Raw genomic sequence first — 18008 nt, 5'->3', positions numbered from 1 at the left:
CGAATTCTTTCAAAAAAGTATTCCGGGCAGGATCGCTAGACTTTTTCATGTGGATGAGGAGCCGGCAAGCCTGCCGGGGCCGGCGGCCTCGAGCGAAGCCGGGAGTGAAGGGGGAAGGCATGCCGTTGCGGTTGGCCGCTGCTTCCCGACTTCTCGATCGTGTGGGACAAGACAGGCGTTTTGCCGAAATACAACCGACTAGGGATGGGTGCATCGTGGGGATCAAGTTCGACGGCAAGGGTATGGCCCGCAACGTTGCGGCAATGGCGATCGCAATGGCGGTTGCCCAGACTTTCATGGTGTCCGCGGCGTATGCGCAGCAGGCGGAACAACACACCTATCATCTGCCGAGCGGTCCGCTGGATCGCACGTTGGTGGAGATCGCCCGGGTCGCGCAGCTTCCGTTGAGCTATGACGCGTCATTGGTGCAGTCGCTCAAATCGGCGCCGGTGGACGGCACGTATTCGGCCGAGGCCGCGATCCGCAAGGCGTTGCAGGGCACGGGCCTCGACCTGGTTCCGACGGCGAACGGCGGTTACACGCTGGCTCACGTCAAGGCGGATGCCAAGGGGGTTTCGTCGGCGCCGGCCGCTGCCGCAGCCGCAGCCGCGGCGACCACGGCGCAGGTGGACACCACCTTGCCCCTCATCAGCGTGGCGGCCAGCCGGGATTCAGGCGGTACCGGCTTCGTCGCGGAATCGTCCTCCACCTATGCGCGCTCGGATGTGCCGCTGAGCGAGACGCCGAAATCGGTCAGCGTCATCAATGCCGCGGTGATCCAGAGCCAGGGTGCTCAGTCGCTCTCCGATGTGCTGAGGAATGCTTCCGGTGTCGTCACGCGGCCGGGGCCGCTGGGCGTGCCGAGTTACACGATTCGCGGGTTTGTAGCGCAAAACCTCACGTCGGATGGATTGTCGACTGTCGGGACGGCCCCTAACGTTACGCCGACGATCGCCATCTCGAGCGTGGAAGTGGTCAAGGGACCCTCGGCCATCGTGAATGGCAACAGTCCGCCGGGAGGCGTCATCAATCTCGTCAAGAAGACGCCGCAGGCCGATCCGTTTCATGAAATCCAGGTGGGCTACGGATCGTACGGCGACACCCAGATCGCGCTGGACAGCACGGGCGCGATCACCGCCGACAAGAAACTCCGGTATCGCTTCATCATCTCGGGTGAACGGGTCGGCCAGAATTCGATGGGATATGACGGCAAGAGAAATTTCTACTTTGCGCCGACTGTGCAATGGAAGGACTCGACCACGGATGTGACGGTCGGCTATGAGCGCACGGTCTACCGCGAGCCGGTTCCCCAGTTCACGCTCGGCCATGCTGCCGGCGATATCTATCGAAACTATATCGACAAGCCGCTTGGCACGCCGTCCGACCATTTCGGCGCGCAAACGGACAATATTTTCATTCATCTCGAACAAAAGCTCGGCTCGGCGCTGACCTTCGTGAGCAAGGGTTCCTATACGCGGACCCAACAAACGCAGCAAGCCTGGACTACGGCCACGCCGCTCTCGGCGACCAACGGCGTGTTGTTCCACAATTTCGATTCGCTCTCGGATTTCTACAGTTGGAGCTTCCAGAACTACCTGCGCGCCAAGTTCAATGTCGGCGCTGCGAAAAATACGGTGATTGCTGGCTGGGACGTTCTTCGCTACAGCCAGCATCAGTTTGACACCACGACATCGAAATTCATTTCCATTCCGAATGTCTTCGGCTCATTTACGCTTCCGTCTTCCGACACGGGAAACCTGATGCCGAATGGGACTACCTACTTCACCCAAACCGGCTTGTATCTACAAGATCAGTTCTCCTACAAGAATTTCCATGCACTCGCGTCCGTGCGCCGGGATACCTATCTGACACATGCGACCTACGCCGGTAACCCACCCCCGGGAAACCATCAGAATGCGTATAGCCCGAGCCTCGGCCTGCTCTACGAACTGACGTCCGAGGTTGCCGCCTACGCCAGCTACAACCGTGGCTTTCAGCCGGGCACGGCGCTTGAATTCGGCGGCGGCGTGCTCCCCCCGCAAACCAGCCAGCAGGTCGAAGTGGGCATGAAGTTCAACCTGCTGGACGACAAGCTGGCCATCACGACCTCGGCTTACCGCACCTCGTTCAGCAATTACAACGTTGCCGACCCGGCCCATCGCGGCTTCTATCTTCCCGCCGGCGGCGCAGTGAGTCGCGGATTCGAAGCGGAGATCAGCGGCCAGCCGCTTCCCGGCGTCAACCTGATCGGTAGCTACACGTACAACGACTTCGTGCAGCCGCCGAACAGCAAGCTGGCGGTGAACCTGCCCAAGAACAGCGCCAGCCTGTGGGCGACCTACAACTTCCGCTCCGAGAAGCTCCAGGGTTTCGGTGTCGGCGCGGGGTTGTTCTTCGCGAGTGGGCAGTACATCGGCACGGGCTCGGCGTATCGCATCCCCAGCCAGGTGGAGACGGATCTCGGCGTGTTCTATCGGAAGAAGGGTTACGGCCTGAATCTTTCGGTCAAGAACGTATTCAATCGCAAGCTCTACTACAGCAGCACGACGCCCTCCTTGATCCCGATGGGACCGGAGCGGACCGTCATGCTCACCGGTACCTATGATTTCTGACACCCTCGAGACTCGGCCGTGGAGCGGCGGCATGTCGAATCCTGAGCGCATCACTCATTCGCGGGCGCGATGGCGGCGCGCGGCGATCGGGGGCGCGGTCGTGCTGGCGCACGCACTGGGGCTGTATCTGATCGTTCATCGCAGCGTGGACCTGATCAGGCTGGAGGCCGACCGGGCCTCCGGTGCGTCGGTTCAGGTCAGGCTCGTTGCCGCGCCGACACCCGAGCCCGTCGCGCGGCCGGAACCGAAGCCCAAGCAGGAGCCTCAGCGGAAGCCGGAACCCAAGCCCGTCGAAAAGACCGTGGTGCGGAAGACGGCACCCTTGCTTTCCTCGGAGGCTCCTGCTGCCCGGACCGTCGCGCCAGCCAAGACCGAGCCCGTCAAACCGGTCGAGCCGGCGCCGCCGGCGCCGCCGGTACCGGTGCCCAGCGCGGTCGCGCCCTCCGCAGCGACACCGCCCGCACCCGCGCCGGGCCCCCAACTGCTCGATAGCCCGAAGCAGATCAGCAGCGCGGAGCTCAAGCAGCTCGGTTGCCGTATCCCGCGGCCGGACTATCCGCCGAAGGCCCGGCGGCTGGAGCAGCAAGGCACGGTGGTGGTGAGGCTGAACATCGGCGTGGACGGTGTGGTGAAGACGGCGCGGGTTGCGCAAAGCAGCGGCTACCCGCTGCTGGATGCGGCCGCGCTGGCGGCGATCGAAGCCGGCCATTGCCAGCCCTACACGACCGCCGGTATTGCCCGTGCCGTAGAGGCCGAGCAGCCGATCGCCTTCAACCTGAATGATTGACCTGGAATCTACGGAGCAAAAAATGGAACAGTACGGCATCGCCAACGTCTGGCAGCAGGGCGACTTCATCACCCGGTTCATCTTCGTCTTTCTTCTCGGCATGTCGATCGTGTCGTGGTTCGTCATCGTGACCAAGGGCCTGGCGAATCGACGTCTCGAGGTCATGGGCAAGCGTGCGCAGACGCGCTTCTGGTCCACGCCGTCGCTCGATGACGGCATCGAGGCGCTGGGCGACGGCACCGACAATCCGTATCGTGCCGTGGCCCTTGCCGGCCGCGAGGCGAACGACCAGCAGGCCGGCGGCGACGCGTCGCTGCAAGGCAGCCTCAGCAGCAGCGAATGGGTGGCGCGCGGCCTGCGCAACGCGTTCGACGACGAGGTTGCCCGCCTGCAGAACGGCCTGGCCATTCTCGGGTCGATCGGCAGTACCGCGCCGTTCGTCGGCCTGTTCGGGACCGTGTGGGGCATCTATCACGCACTGATGGCCATCGGCGTGTCGGGACAGGCCAGCCTCGATCATGTCGCGGGCCCGGTCGGCGAGTCGCTGATCATGACGGCGATCGGCCTGTTCGTGGCGATCCCCGCCGTGCTCGGATTCAACTACGTCAATCGAGGCAACAAGCGGGTGAGCCATCGGCTGAACCGGTTCGTGCACGAGTTGCACGTGTACTTCGTGACGGGCGCCAAGGCCCGCTGCGACGTTCGCCCGGTGCCCGCGGCGCCGGCGACGAGCAAGCGCGTCAACGCCGCCGCCTGACCGGGAGCCTATCGTGTCGATTCTCATGGATGGCAACAACGACGAAGGCGTGATGAACGACATCAACATGACGCCATTGATCGACGTCATGTTGGTTCTGCTGATCATTTTCATCGTGACGCTGCCGGTCATCAACAAGGCGGTGAAGGTCGATCTGCCCAAGGCCGCGGCCCAACCCGCCCAGTCGAAAACGCAGGACATCGACCTGTCGATCACGGCTGACAAGACCGTGCTGTGGAACAAGGATGTAGTCGACGATGCGGCGCTGAAGCTGCGTGTCGAGGCGGCGTCGAAGCAGGGCGATCCACCGGCCGTCAACATCAATGCCGACGAGCACGTCGAATACGGGAAGGTCGCCACGATACTCGCGGCGTTGCAGGGCGGCGGGCTGAACAAGATCAATTTCGTCATGCAACCGGACAAGGGACAGCAATGATCAGGAATCGGGCATTCCCGACGGATCGCGCAGAGGATCGGGATGCCAGACGTCACTTTCCTTCCGTCTGGAAGTTGATCACGCCGTACTGGACCACCAGGGAGGGCATGCTGTCGGCATTGATGCTCGCCTACGTGCTTGGGGCGGGCTGGAGCCACACCTATATCGCCGTGTGGCTCAACCGATGGACCGGCACGTTCTACGACGCCGTGGGATCCGGGAGGTTTCAGGCGCTGCCGAACCTGCTGTTGCAGTTCCTGCTGGTGTCCATGGCCGCCGCCGCGCTGACGGTGTCCACGGTGGTGATGCAATCGATCGTCGAGATTCGCTGGCGGCGATGGCTGACGACCTGGCTGGCCGATCAGTGGCTGGCCCGCCATACCTACTACCGCATCGAGCGCGACCGCGCGCTCGAGAACATCGATCAGCGTATCGCGGAGGATGCGAAGCAGTTCGTCAAGGACACCTTGCAGCTGTCGATGGGCGTGCTTCAGGTGCCGGTGAGCATCGTGAGCTTCAGCGTGATCCTGTGGTCGATCGGCCATTCCCTGGATCTCGATATCGGTGGACACACGTACAGCATCCACGGATACCTGGTCTATGCCGTCTTTCTCTATCAAGGCCTGTTTTTCTGGGCCACGCACCTGCTCGGCCGACGCTTGATCACCCTCAATGCCAAGCAGAACCGCGTGGAGGGCGACTTCCGCGTGCTGACGGTGCGGGTGCGCGAATTCGCCGAGCAGATCGCCTTCTTCGATGGAAGCGGCGCGGAAGGCAAGCGATTGAACGGGGCTTTTCGCCAGGTCGTTTCGAATCTTTATGCGCTGCTTTGGGTCAACACGCGGGTCTCGCTGTTTACCAACATCGTCGGGCAATTCAGCTCGGTGGTGCCCGTGGTGCCCACGTTGCTGGTATTGCCGCAACTGATAACGGGGGGGCTGACGCTGGGTGGGCTGATGCAATCGAACGCAGCATTCAGTTCCGTGTCCAGTTCCCTGGCGTTCTTTCCGCAGGCCTATCTGGGATTCACCGCGTGGCGCGCCGAAGCGAACCGGCTTCGGGAATTTCTCTACGTGAACGCGCTGGATTCGCGGGGAAACGTCGTGTTGACCGCCGGCGAGCGCGGAGCCGTAGGCGCCCACGGGTTGGTTCTGCGCGACGCAGCCGGCGCGGAGATTGCCCGCGTGCCCGACTTCTCGCTCGCACCCGGTTCGCGCTGTCTGATCCGCGGGCGCTCCGGAAGCGGGAAAAGCACGCTGCTCAGAGCGCTCGCGGGCCTCTGGCCCTACGGCGAGGGAATCGTCACCTGCGGTGCCGAAGGAACGATGTTCGTTCCGCAGCGCAGCTACATTCCCGTCGGCACGTTGAAGGCGGCGATCGCGTATCCGCACGAGGAATCGACGTACACCGACGGCCAATGCGCGGACGTCCTGCGCGCATGCGGCCTCGATGCGCACGTTGCATCGATGCTGGACGCCGATCGCTGGAGCGACCGGCTTTCCGGCGGAGAGCAGCAGCGGGTGGCGTTCGCACGCGTGTTGCTGGCCCGCCCGACCACGATATTTCTCGATGAATGCACGTCGGCGCTCGACACCGAGAGCGAGCGAACGCTCTACCAACTGCTGATCGACCGGCTACCTCAGGCCACGATCCTCAGCGTCGCGCATCGACAGGCGTTGCTGGCCTTTCATCAGCAGACCCTCGACTTTTCGCCGGAACGGGCATCCGCGGTCGCGGCCGGCCTGACCGGCCCGGCTTCGTCTGCCTGCCCGGCATGACACCGTGATCCCGTCAGGACGCTTGCACCTCACCGGGGGCAAGCTCCGACAAAACCGAACTGATGGACAGGAACGTGAAATGAGCGATTTGAAAAGTGTGACCGCCGCGAGCTTCGAGGCCGACGTGATGATGAACAGCCGTCCGGTGCTGGTCGACTTCTGGGCCGAATGGTGCGGGCCGTGCAAGGCGCTGGCGCCGACGCTCGAGAAGGTGGCGCGGAACTTCGACGGCAAGGTCGACATCGTCAAGGTCAACGTCGACGAGCATCCGTCCTTGCGCGAGCGTTTCGGTGTGCGTGGCATTCCCGCCCTGGTGCTCATGAACGGCGGCCACGAGGCGGGCCGCATCGTGGGCCCCCGGTCGGCCACGCAACTGGCGAGTTATCTCGATGCGCACCTGGGAACCGTCACGCAGCTGGCCAGGCCCGAAGTGACGCTTCGCGCGTTCGGCGGTGATCCGCAGGTGAAAGCGGCGCGCATCGCACGGTTGCGCGATTATCTGGATCACAAGCAAGCCGCTCTGGACACCCCCATGTGGCCGGACAAGATCAGCGGCGCACTGGAATTCGTCGCCGACTCGCATGATCCGGACGAGTGCGCATCCGTGTTGGGCATGCCGACCGATGTGGTCGAGGCAGTGACGGTCCTGTCGAGCTATCGAGGCACCCATTTCAAGGCGGCGCTGTTCGTGGCGGACTGGCTGGAAAGGGTGCCGGTCGGCGCGAATCTCTCGACGCTGCCCGGCCGGCTGCTGGTGTCGATCCTGTCGAGCCGGATCGTCTCGGACACGCTGGAGGGAGAATCGAGGTTGCTGGCGATTCGTGACGAGCTGGTTTCGCTGCACGCGGCGGAAACGGACGGCGCTCCTGTGGCGGACGCGAACTGGGCGGACGTCCGACAGGCATCCAGGGCGGCGGCGGCCGAACTCGGCGACGGGAGTGCTGCCGTGGCCGCCGAGGTGCTGGAGGCCGCTTCGTCGTCGTTGGCCCGGAATCCGGACGTCTTGAAGGAATTCGTCTTTTCACTTTGCAGCTCCGTGCGGAAATGGCTTCAGGTCAAATGCAACTGGGGCGCGCAGGACGATGCGCGCTTGAATCAATTGGCGGAAGGTGTCTTCAAGCAGGCAATCGACGCCGGTGTCGAGCCGCCGCGGGGCAGCGCGCTGATGGAGCGGGCGGCGGAGGTCGATCCTCAACTCGTGGGGCGTTTCCTGTCCTATTACGAGGACGGCCATCTTGCCGCGGCCGAGCGGGGCAGCGCGATCGGCGACATGCTGATCGCGCTCACCGGGCAGACCGCCTGACGCATTCGACGACACGATGCCGCATGGCGGAGGAGCAGGCTGATGCAATCGAGCAGTACGCAGTTGCAAACCGTTGCCGCTGAACTGGCGAGTTCGGCGGAGCGTGTGATCGCGTTCGCGCGGCAGGCGGGTGCCGAGGGGACGCGCGTGGAGATCGAGGCCGCCGAATCGAGCGCCGTGACCGTGACGAACCGGGTACAGACGGAACGCAGTTTTTGCGGCACCCTGGAGATGACGGTGACGGTATTGCGCGACGGAAAACGCGCTTTCGCGAAATCGTCGGACCTGTCGGACGACGGGCTGAAAAAGATCGTTCGCGCGGCGATCGAGAGTACCGCCGCAACCGAGCCCGATCCCGCGGCCGGATTCGCCGATTCGAGCCAGTTGGCCAGGGACTTTCCCGATCTCGATCTCCATCACCCGCTGGATTGGTCGCTCGACGATATCGGTGCCCATGCGCAACGCGCCGAGGATGCGGCGTTCGCACATGACCCGTCGATCAAGGCGTCGAAGGGCGTGACGGTGAGAACGATGTCGGGCACGTCGTTGCTGGCCACGTCGGCGGGGTTCCATGCGACGGCGCCGTGGTCCGTCCATTCGATCGCATGTGCGCCCGTCGCGTTCGGCACCGGCGAGAAGCAGATCGGTTTCTGGGGCCATGCAAGTCGCGCATTCGACGATCTCGCGAAACCGGAGGAGGTCGGGGCGCTGGCCGCCAGGCGAGCCATCGACGCGCTCGGCGCGACGCAAGTCCCCACGCAGCAATGCCCGGTTTTGTTCGAGCCGTCGGCGTCGCTGGGGCTGCTGGCCGAACTGGTGTCCTCGGCATCGGGGGATGCGCTGTACCGGAGCGGATCGTTCCTGAAGGATGACATCGACGCGCCGTTGTTTCCGCCGCATGTCCAGCTTGACGAGGATCCATTCGTCAGGCGCGGGATGGCCAGCCGCTGCTTCGACAGCGACGGCATTCCGGGCGGGCGCCGCAAGGTGGTGGAGGACGGCCGCCTGCGCGGGCTGTTTCTCGGACTTTATGCGGCGCGCCGCTTGAACCTGACGCCCACCGGCAACGGCTACGGGCCTCACAACCTCGACATGCGCAGTACACGGACCCAGCCCGGCGACGACTTCGCCGCGATGCTGAGGAAGCTGCATCGCGGACTTCTGGTCACGGAGATGGTCGGCGGCGGCGTGAACCGCCTGACCGGCGATTTCTCCCGCGGCGCCAAGGGGTTCTGGGTGGAAGACGGCGAGATCCGCTTCCCGGTGAGCGGTATCACGATAGCGTCGAATCTCCGCCGGATGTTCGGCGGACTACAGGCGATCGGCAGCGACGCGTTGACGAGGGGATGGGCGACCTCCGGATCGTGGCTGATCGATGCAATGAAGATCGGGGGAGCTTGAAACATGAGTGACATGAAGCAGCGGCAGGTATTGCGGCCTGCCCGCGAGGAGATCCGCACGCTGGCGCGGCACGCGCTGCTGGACCGGCATGGCATCGACGAAACGGCGCTTTTTTCCGCGATGGGCATCGCCCTCGGCCAGCGATGGGACTTTGCGGATGTCTTCCTCAAGGAAACGACCGCGGAATCCTGGTCGCTGGAAGGCGGGGCCGTGCGCGCGAGTTCGTATCGTTGCGATAGCGGCTTCGGACTGCGCGTGTTGAAGGGAGAGCAGGCGACGCTGGCGAGTTCGCAACGCATCGACGCGATGGCGCTCCGGCATGTTGCGTCGCGACTTAGCGAAACCGGAAGCGGCATGTCGCGTGACGGCTCGGCAGCGATGCAGCGCAGGCCGGTTGCAACGGCACGATCGTTCTACGACCCGGCTCATCCGTTGCGGACGACGGAGGGAGCGGACAAGATCGCGCTGCTGAAGACGCTCGACGAGATCGCCCGGGCCGCCGACCCGCGCGTGATCGAAGTGCATGCCGTGCTGAGCGCCGTGCATGAAACGATCTGGATCGCGCGATGCGACGGCCTGAGTGGCGGCGACGTGCGTCCGCAACTGGCCTTGTGGATCAACGTGCGCGTCAGGTCCGGCGCGCGCGTGGAGAGCGCGAGCGGAGGGATCGGCGGGCGCTATGGCATCCGGACGTGGGATGACGACGAACTTCGTACCTTCGTGCGGGAGCGTGTGACGGCCGCCCTCACGAAGCTGCAGGCGCGGCCGGCGCCGGCCGGAAAAATGACGGTGGTGGTCGGCCCGGGCTGGAATGGCGTCTTGCTGCACGAAGCGGTCGGCCATGGACTGGAAGCCGACGGCGTGCGCCGCGGGACGTCCGCCTTCGCGGGACGCCTCGGCGAAAAGGTGGCGTCCGGGAACGTGACCATCGTCGACGACGGAACGCTCCAGGGGGGCCGCGGTTCCTTGAATATCGACGACGAAGGGTGCGCGACGCGGCGCACGACCTTGATCGAGAACGGCGTGCTGCGCGCGTACATGCAGGATGCGCTGAGCGCGAGGTTGATGGGAATGGAGCCGACCGGAAACGGCCGCCGCGAGGGTTACGCGTCGCCGCCCATGCCGCGCATGACGAACACGTTCATGCTGAACGGGGACCACGAGCCGCAGGAAATCATCGAGTCGGTACGCAACGGTATCTACGTGTCGGGTCTCGAGGGCGGGCAGGTCGACATCACGAGCGGTCAGTTCGTCTTCGAGGCATCCGAGGCCTACCTGATCGAAAACGGCAGGATCACCGCGCCGGTCAAGGGCGCGACGATCGCGGGCCACGGCCCCGATACCATCCGGAACATCAGCCTGGTCGGCAACGATCTCGCCTGCGATCCCGGCAGGGCGACGTGCAGCAAGGCGGGGCAGTCGATCCCGGTGGGCGTGGGCCAACCGACCGTGAGGGTGGATGAAATGACCGTCGGAGGCACCGCATAGTCATGGCCGTCGAGGCGGCGCATTGCCGGTGGAATGGAACGTGAATAAATGGGCTCATCGTCTCAGTCAGTCCAGCCGCACGCAACGCGAGGCGAAAACGGAACTGCTGCCCTTGCCGAGGCCGATACGCGATGCCTTGTCGCTGGAGTATCACCTTCAGCTCGAAGCGCTGCATGCCGGGGTGGGGTCGCTTGTCGCGCTTCAGGTCCTGATGAGGACCGTGATCGCCACGGGCATCCTGTGCGAATACGGCTACGGGGATGTCGAGGACGCTTCGTACAAGGACCTGGAAAAGATCGCGAACCACGCGTTTTCCTCGGGTTGCCAAGGGCATTTCCATTTCGACGGCGACGCATTCCATCTGTTCGCGAGGGTGCTGACAACGCATGATTTGCAGCTGGAAGTCGCCCCCGTCAAGGTGATCGACGAAGTCGCGAAGCGCCTGGAGCGATACTGCACGGCGACCCGGTGATCGGGTTCCGAAGAATCGGCCGGTGCGGCGCGCGCAACGCGCCTTCGCCCGCAGCGCGCGCTATCCGCGCCCCACGAACGGCATCGCGGTCGCCATGATCGTCATGTTCAGGATGTTCGTGTCGAGCGGCAGGTTCGCCATCTGGACGACTGCGTTCGCGACATGCGCGACGTCCATCCGCGCCTCGGGCGCGAGGCTGCCGTCCGCTTGCGGGACGCCTTGCGTCATCCGTTCCGTGAGCGAGGTCGCCGCGTTGCCGATGTCGATCTGGCCGCATGCGATGTTGTACCGGCGGCCGTCCAGCGCCAGCGATTTGGTGATCCCGGTCACCGCATGCTTGGTGGCCGTGTACGCGATCGTATCGGGGCGCGGCGCGTGCGCCGAGATCGAGCCGTTGTTGATGATCCGGCCGCCTTGCGGCGTCTGCGCTTTCATCACGCGCCACGCGGCCCGTGCGCACAGAAAGACGCCGGTCAGGTTCGTCGCGACGACGCTGTTCCACACGTCGAGGTCGTATTCGTCGAGCGACACGACCGGGGCGTTGCGTCCGGCATTGTTGAACAGGACGTCGAGCCGGCCGAATTGCTGCGCGATCTGCGCGAACGCGCGGTCGACCGACGCCTCGTCGGTGACGTCGGCGGGAAACGCGTGCGCGTCGCCGCTGGCGGCGCGGATGGTGTCCTGCGTTTCTCGCAACGAGGCCTCCGTGCGCCCGAGCAGCGCGACGGTGAAGCCGGCCTGCGCGAGCGCGATTGCTGCTGCCCGACCGATGCCGGAGCCGGCGCCCGTAACGGCGGCGAATTTCTTCGAGACAGACATGGCTTGATTTCCTGCGGGTTGAGTGAGGAACGAGGCGGGCGAGGTTCGATGTCGTCAGCCCTTCGGCAATGTAGTCGAAATGCGCGGCGCACGGATTCGAGCGATATCGGCACTCGTGTCCGACCACGCGGCGAAGGCGATCATTTCTTCCGGCCAGTCGCGGCCTTCCGTGCTCGTGCGCCCGTCTCCGCGAACAGGTCGACCACGACGTCGCGCAGCCAGCGGTTGCCTTCATCCTGATTGACGCGCGTGTGCCACAGCATGTGGATCGGCGTGCCGGGCAGCGCGACGGGCAGCGCGCGCCAGCCGAGCGAGAACGGCGCGGCGAGCTGCTGCGCGAGATGCTCGGGCACCGTCGCGATCAGGTCGGTGCGCTGCAGGATGTAGCCCACGCTCATGAAATGCGGCACCGTCAGCCTTACCCGGCGCTTCACGCGGCGCCGCTGCAGCCATTCGTCCACCTGCCCGTGACCGGTGCCGGCCGACACCACGACCAGATGTTCGGCGTCGCGCCATGCGTCGACCGTCAGCGCCGCTTCCTCGAGCGGATGGTCGCGCCTGAACAGGCACACGTAGCGCTGATCGAACAACCGGCGCTGATAGAACCCGCCCTTGAGCTGCGGGAGCAGGCCGATCGCGAGATCGACGCGGCCGTCGGCCATTTCGCCGCCGAGGTTGACGCTCGTGTTGCGCACGGTATTGAGCGCGATGCCCGGCGCCGCGCGCGCGAGGTGTTCGAGCAGCGCGGGCAGGAACACGACTTCGCCGATATCGGTCATGCCGATCGTCAGCGTGCGCGTGGCGCGCAGCGGATCGAAACCGGTCTCGGGATTCAGCGCGGCGTGCAGCGTCGCCAGCGCATGCGACACGGGTTCGGCCAGGCGTAGCGCGAACGGCGTCGGCACGACGCCGCCCGGCCCGCGCACGAACAACGGATCGCCCAGCCGGCGGCGCAGCTTCGCGAGCGCGTTGCTGACGCCCGGCTGGCTCATGTTCATCTGTTCGGCGACGCTCGACACGCGCCGCTCCTGCATCAGCCGCTGGAAAAGCAGCAGCAGGTTGAGGTCGATCTCGCTCAGTTCCATGGGTTTCGCGGTGCCCGGTTCATTGCATTCCGTGATGAAGCAGATTCATTTCATTTTATTGCGGGATGAAAGTCCACTCCTGAAAATACCGATACGGCCCATGCACTCGACATGGCCGCTGCGCAAGGCGCGGGCCCCACACGGAAATATCGGAGACACCTTCATCATGCAGACGAATCTGAAGATTGCGATCGTCGGCGCCGGCATCGGCGGCCTGACGCTCGCGCTCGCATTGCGCGAGCACGGCATCGACGCGCAGCTCTACGAGCAGACCCATGAATTGCGCGAAGTCGGCGCGGCCGTCGCGCTGTCGGCCAATGCGACGCGCTTCTACGAACGCATGGGCTTGCGCGCGGCCTTCGATGCGGTGTGCGCGGACATCCCGGGGCTCGTGTATCGCGACGGGCGCAGCGGCGCGGTGATCGGCCATCATCGCGGCGAGCCCGACTACCGCCGGCAATTCGGCGGCGCGTACTGGGGCGTGCATCGCGCGGATCTGCAGGCGGTGCTGTCGAACGCGGTCGGTCCCGACTGCATCCATCTCGGCCATCGTCTGGTCGATCTCGCGCAGCATCCCGATCGCGTGACGCTGTCGTTCGACAACGGCACGCGCGTCGACGCCGATCTCGTGATCGGCGCGGACGGCGTGCGTTCGATCACGCGGCGCTGGATGCTCGGCTACGACGATGCGCTGTATTCGGGCTGCTCGGGTTTTCGCGGCGTGGTGCCGGCCGCACGCATGGACCTGCTGCCCGATCCCGACACGATCCAGTTCTGGGTCGGGCCGCACGGGCATCTGCTGCACTATCCGATCGGCGACAACGGCGACCAGAACTTCCTGCTGGTCGAGCGGCATCCGTCGCTGTGGCCGTCGCGCGACTGGGTCATGCCGGCTCAGGAGGGAGAGCAACTGCGCGTGTTCGGCGACTGGCACCCGGCCGTGGTGCAGATGATCACCGCGGTGCCGATCAGCCAGCGCTGGGGGCTGTTCCACCGTCCGCCGCTCGGCCGCTGGAGCCGCGGGCGCGTGACGCTGATCGGCGATGCCGCGCATGCGCTGGTGCCGCACCACGGGCAGGGCGCGAACCAGTCGATCGAGGATGCGGTGGTGCTGGCGGCACAGCTCGCGAAGGCCGGGCCTGGGAAGTGGCGCGAGGCGCAGGAAGCCTACGAGCGGTTGCGTCGCGGCCGCACGCGCAAGGTGCAATACGCATCGATCTCCGCGGCCGACGTGCTGCACCTGCCCGACGGGCCGGCCGCGCAGGCGCGCAACGCGCGTCTGGCCGACCGCGATCGCGTGCTGCAGCACCTCGACTGGATTCACGACTTCGACGCGCTCGACGATGAGCCGAGCGAGCGGCAGGGCGGTACCTGGCTTTGAGCCCGATGGCGGACGCGACAGGTGTTGCGTTCGCCGGTTATCGGCCGGTCGTCACTTCACGCACTCCAGCGCGTACTTCAACCCCTGCCCGAGCACCCCGCGCCACACGTCCCACGTGTGCCCGCCGTCGACGATGCGCAGCTCGGCCGGATTCTGCGCGCGGCGCAGGTGCGTGTACAGCACGCTCGATTCCGCCTGGATCGTCAGGTCGTCGTCGCCGGCCGCGATGAACATCGGCACGCGCCAGCTGCGCGCGAAATAGCCGCGCAGCAGCGCCGGGTAGTTCAGCTCGTGCCACACGCGTGAATCGAACTGCCGGTCGCCGAACACGCCGACGTAGCGCGCGGCGGAATTGAGCGGCGGCTCGTTCGCATAGATCGCGGGGCTCAGCAGCATCACGCCGCAGAACAGGCCCGGCTCGAGCAGCGAGAAGCGCAACGCGCCGAAGCCGCCCATCGACACGCCGCCGATCGCGCGGCCCGCACGCTGGTTCGACACCGCGAAGTGCGCCTCGACCTCCGGCAGCAGGTCGTTGAGGAACGCGCTCTGCATCTTCTCCTTGCGGTCGACGTACCAGTCGGTGCCGCCCTGCGGCATCACGATCACGACGGGCGGAATCTCGCGGCGCTCGATCAGCGTGTCGGCGGTGGCCTGCAGGCGGCCTTGCGTGACCCAGTCGTTCGCGTTGCCGGCATTGCCGTGCAGCAGGTACATCACCGGGTAGCGCGCGCCTTCCGGGTTGTAGCCGGGCGGCAGGTAGACGGTGTATGACCAGTCGCGCTTCAGCGACGCCGACCGGAACGTGCGCAGCACGACGCTGCTGCCCGGGTTGACCGGCGGTTCCTGGGCGCTCGACGGTGTCGTGGCGGTCTGGACGGCCGGGGGCGGCGGCACGGGCGAGACCGGCGGCGCGGCCGGCGTGGCACCGGCGGTGGCGATGGAGCCGGCGATCAGGGCGATGGCGAACGGAAGGGCGAGTCGGCGCATGGCGAAGCGTTTCAGGAGAGGCGCCGGCTATCGTAGCAGCGGCGCGTGACGGCGCGGCGCGTCATCGCCGCGAACGGAACGGCAGCCGCGCGACGAGCGGCCCGTAGAGTTTGGCGACGAGATACAGCAGGCCCATCGCGACGGCGTCGGCGGCCAGGCCGAGCGGCACGTTCAGATAACCTTCGGTCGCCTGGTAGAGCAGCGAATCGACGGCGAGCGAGATGCCGGTGCCCGCGACGAAGCACAGCAGCCCCTGCCGGCCGATCGTGCCGATCCACGGCATCGCGTGCGCGACCTTCTTCATCCAGCCGAGGTGCACGAGCTTCGCGGCGAGCCATGCGATCGCGAGAAAGTTCACGAGCCGCAGCGCGCCGAGGTTCTGCTTGATCGACGGATCGGTCGGGAACGGCTCGATGCGCAGCCGGTAGTACGCGCCGGCCGCGACGATCGCGAGCGAGCCGGCCGTCAGCAGCCAGCCCTGCGGGCGGGGAGCGAGTGTCTGGTAGACGGGCTGGCAGCGCGCGATCACGCCGAGCACGAACAGGAACTGCCACGCGAACGGGTTGAAGTCCCACGGCACGCCTTCGACGGTCGGCAAGAAGCGTGCGACGTGCGGCGCCGCGTACCAGAGCGACCCGCTGAACGCGAGCAGCAGCCACGGCTGCGTGCGCGCCAGCGGCAGGGTGAGCGGGACGAGCAGCGCGAAGAACGCATACATCGGCAGCACCGACGCGAGGTACGGCTGGCGGCGGAACAGCAGGATGTCGCGCAGCGCGGCGAGCGGCTTGTGCAGCAGGCCGTCGAGGTCGTTGGTCGGCATGTTCGGGCCGTCGATCGCGAACGCGTTCAGCGCGGCGGTGATCAGCAGCATCAGCCCGGCCGTCACGAGGAACGCGCGATAGATCTCGAACGCGCGCCGGATGAAGCGCTGGCGCGCGGCGGCCTCGTCGTGCCGTTCGGCGAGCGAGTTGTAGGCAATGGCGGTCGCGAAGCCGCCGAGAAACACGAACACCTCGGCCGCGTCGCACAGCGCGTACGCATGCAGCGTCACGCGCGACAGGATGCTGCCGCCGATATGGTCGACGACGATGACGAGCAGCACGAGGCCGCGGAAGAAATCGAGTTCGGCGTAGCGGCCGGCCCGGGCAGGCGCGGTCATCGGACCGCCGCGCGGCGCGCGCCGCGGGCGCGGCCGGCACGGGCCGCGCATGAGTCGGGGTGAAGCATGACTTCGTGAAGAAATGGCGAACGGATGCGCATTGTGCCACCGATGCGACACCCACCGGGTTTACGCGGATGGCGGGCCCGCCTGCCGCTGCCGATAAGCCCGGTCAGGCGGTCGGCGCAACCGGGCAGTTGGACGAGCGCAACGCTTTGCGCACGGCGACGCCCCCCCGATGGACGGACGGTTTCCGACGTGACACCATTTTATCCTCACGCGGCCGCACACCGCGTCGTCCGCCCTGCGGGCCACACATACAACAGACCAAACATTCGCCGGGCGCTCGGCCCGCCCGGCCCCCGGCTCCGGAGATACGTCATGAAGAAGCACGCCATTTTTGCCGCCGCGCTCGCTGCATTCGCCGCGCCGGCCTTTGCCCAGAACAGCGTGACGCTGTACGGCCTGATCGATGAAGGCATCAATTACACGAACAACGTCAACGTCAATGGGGTCGGAAAGACGAATTACCAGCTCGCGAGCGGCTACGCGCAGGGCAGCCGCTGGGGGCTGAAGGGCAGCGAGGATCTCGGCGGCGGGCTGAAGGCGATCTTCACGCTGGAAAACGGATTTGACGTCAACAACGGCCGGCTCGGCCAGGGCGGCCGCATGTTCGGCCGCCAGGCGTTCGTCGGGCTGAGCCAGTCGCGCTTCGGCACGCTTACCTTCGGCCGTCAGTACGACGCCGTCGTCGACTATCTCGCGCCGCTGACCGCGAACGGCAACTGGGGCGGCACGCTGTTCTCGCACCCGTTCGACAACGACAACACGGACAACTCGTTCCGCGTCAACAACACGGTCAAGTACGCGAGTCCCGACTGGAACGGCCTGACGTTGGGCGGCACGTACAGCTTCAGCAACAGCACGGGCTTCTCGAACAACCGCCAGTACAGCATCGGCGCGCAGTATTCGCTGGCCGGGCTGCAGGTCGCGGCCGCCTATCTGCAGGCGAACAATCCGGGCATCGGCAACGCGGGCGCGATCGCGGCCGACGACGCGAACTTCGTCGCCGACCGCCTGCGCATCTTCGGCGGCGGCGTGAACTACACGTTCGGCCCGGCGACGGTCGGCGTCGTCTACACGAAGACGGACGTGAAGAACCCGGTGTCGACCGTCTACCTGCCGGCCTCGACGTTCGCCGGCCTCGGGCTGACCGCGACCAAGTTCCAGAACATCGAGATCAACGGCAAGTACCAGCTCACGCCCGATTTCTATCTCGGTGCGCAGTACGTGTACACCGACGGGAAGTTCGATGCGGCCGCCGGCTCGTTCAAGCCGAAGTACCACACGGTCGGCCTGATGGCCGACTACAGCCTGTCGAAGCGGACCGACGTGTACCTGCAGGGCGCGTGGCAGAAGGTGGCCGGCGACAAGACCGGCACGGCGGCCGATGGCGGCTACGTCGTCGGGACCGACGGCCCGTCGGCGTCGTCGAACCAGTTCGCGGTGCGCGCCGCGATTCGCCACAAGTTCTGATCGGCGG

At 65.8% G+C, this 18008-nt stretch carries 15 protein-coding genes; 11 read left to right on the top strand and 4 right to left on the bottom strand.

The window, feature by feature from the left end; all coding sequences use genetic code 11:
- Positions 1–242: 242 nt before the first annotated feature.
- The 9 genes from HWX00_RS21195 (at position 243) to HWX00_RS21155 (ending at position 11034) form a co-directional block, all read left to right on the top strand.
- Positions 243–2612 (top strand): TonB-dependent siderophore receptor, encoded by a 2370-nt coding sequence (locus tag HWX00_RS21195; RefSeq protein WP_034188003.1) that lies wholly within the window; start codon positions 243–245, stop codon positions 2610–2612.
- A 31-nt stretch (positions 2613–2643) separates the two neighbouring features.
- Positions 2644–3399: an energy transducer TonB gene (locus tag HWX00_RS21190; protein ID WP_226193979.1), complete on the top strand. Its 756-nt coding sequence runs from the start codon at positions 2644–2646 to the stop codon at positions 3397–3399.
- Between the two features lie 22 nt (positions 3400–3421).
- The gene (locus HWX00_RS21185; RefSeq protein WP_034187958.1) at positions 3422–4156 is read left to right on the top strand and encodes a MotA/TolQ/ExbB proton channel family protein; all 735 of its coding nucleotides are present in this window, start codon (positions 3422–3424) and stop codon (positions 4154–4156) included.
- 13 nt (positions 4157–4169) lie between these two features.
- Positions 4170–4592, top strand: a complete 423-nt coding sequence (locus tag HWX00_RS21180) for an ExbD/TolR family protein (protein WP_175027754.1) — start codon at positions 4170–4172, stop codon at positions 4590–4592.
- Positions 4593–4699: 107 nt separating this feature from the next.
- Positions 4700–6370 (top strand): ABC transporter ATP-binding protein/permease, encoded by a 1671-nt coding sequence (locus tag HWX00_RS21175; protein WP_226193972.1) that lies wholly within the window; start codon positions 4700–4702, stop codon positions 6368–6370.
- A 79-nt stretch (positions 6371–6449) separates the two neighbouring features.
- Entirely contained in the window at positions 6450–7673 is a 1224-nt protein-coding gene (trxA, locus tag HWX00_RS21170; protein ID WP_175027752.1) for a thioredoxin, read from the top strand.
- A 42-nt stretch (positions 7674–7715) separates the two neighbouring features.
- Positions 7716–9074, top strand: a complete 1359-nt coding sequence (locus HWX00_RS21165; protein ID WP_175027751.1) for a TldD/PmbA family protein — start codon at positions 7716–7718, stop codon at positions 9072–9074.
- A 12-nt stretch (positions 9075–9086) separates the two neighbouring features.
- The gene (locus tag HWX00_RS21160; RefSeq protein WP_175027768.1) at positions 9087–10562 is read left to right on the top strand and encodes a metallopeptidase TldD-related protein; all 1476 of its coding nucleotides are present in this window, start codon (positions 9087–9089) and stop codon (positions 10560–10562) included.
- A 40-nt stretch (positions 10563–10602) separates the two neighbouring features.
- Entirely contained in the window at positions 10603–11034 is a 432-nt protein-coding gene (locus HWX00_RS21155; RefSeq protein WP_226104001.1) for a Fis family transcriptional regulator, read from the top strand.
- Between the two features lie 60 nt (positions 11035–11094).
- Here HWX00_RS21155 and HWX00_RS21150 read toward each other — a convergent pair whose 3' ends face one another.
- Positions 11095–11853, bottom strand: coding sequence for an SDR family oxidoreductase (locus HWX00_RS21150; protein WP_175027750.1), 759 nt, complete (start codon positions 11851–11853; stop codon positions 11095–11097).
- A gap of 140 nt (positions 11854–11993) precedes the next feature.
- Positions 11994–12938 (bottom strand): LysR family transcriptional regulator, encoded by a 945-nt coding sequence (locus HWX00_RS21145; RefSeq protein WP_175027749.1) that lies wholly within the window; start codon positions 12936–12938, stop codon positions 11994–11996.
- Positions 12939–13104: 166 nt separating this feature from the next.
- Between HWX00_RS21145 and HWX00_RS21140 the strand changes: the two genes are divergently transcribed.
- Positions 13105–14319 carry an FAD-dependent monooxygenase gene (locus HWX00_RS21140; protein ID WP_175027748.1) on the top strand — a complete coding sequence of 405 codons (1215 nt, stop codon included), beginning with the start codon at positions 13105–13107 and terminating at the stop codon, positions 14317–14319.
- Between the two features lie 51 nt (positions 14320–14370).
- Here HWX00_RS21140 and HWX00_RS21135 read toward each other — a convergent pair whose 3' ends face one another.
- Complete coding sequence (locus HWX00_RS21135) at positions 14371–15306, bottom strand: alpha/beta hydrolase (protein WP_175027747.1); 936 nt, start codon at positions 15304–15306, stop codon at positions 14371–14373.
- 61 nt (positions 15307–15367) lie between these two features.
- Positions 15368–16465, bottom strand: a complete 1098-nt coding sequence (locus tag HWX00_RS21130; RefSeq protein ID WP_034188001.1) for an OpgC domain-containing protein — start codon at positions 16463–16465, stop codon at positions 15368–15370.
- A gap of 381 nt (positions 16466–16846) precedes the next feature.
- Between HWX00_RS21130 and HWX00_RS21125 the strand changes: the two genes are divergently transcribed.
- Positions 16847–18001: a porin gene (locus HWX00_RS21125; protein ID WP_034187948.1), complete on the top strand. Its 1155-nt coding sequence runs from the start codon at positions 16847–16849 to the stop codon at positions 17999–18001.
- Positions 18002–18008 lie beyond the last annotated feature (7 nt).

This window comes from Burkholderia seminalis DSM 23518, from assembly GCF_902832885.1.
Classification (GTDB): domain Bacteria; phylum Pseudomonadota; class Gammaproteobacteria; order Burkholderiales; family Burkholderiaceae; genus Burkholderia; species Burkholderia seminalis.
Note: the sequence above shows the minus strand (reverse complement) of the source record. Positions and strands in the feature narration are given on the sequence as shown.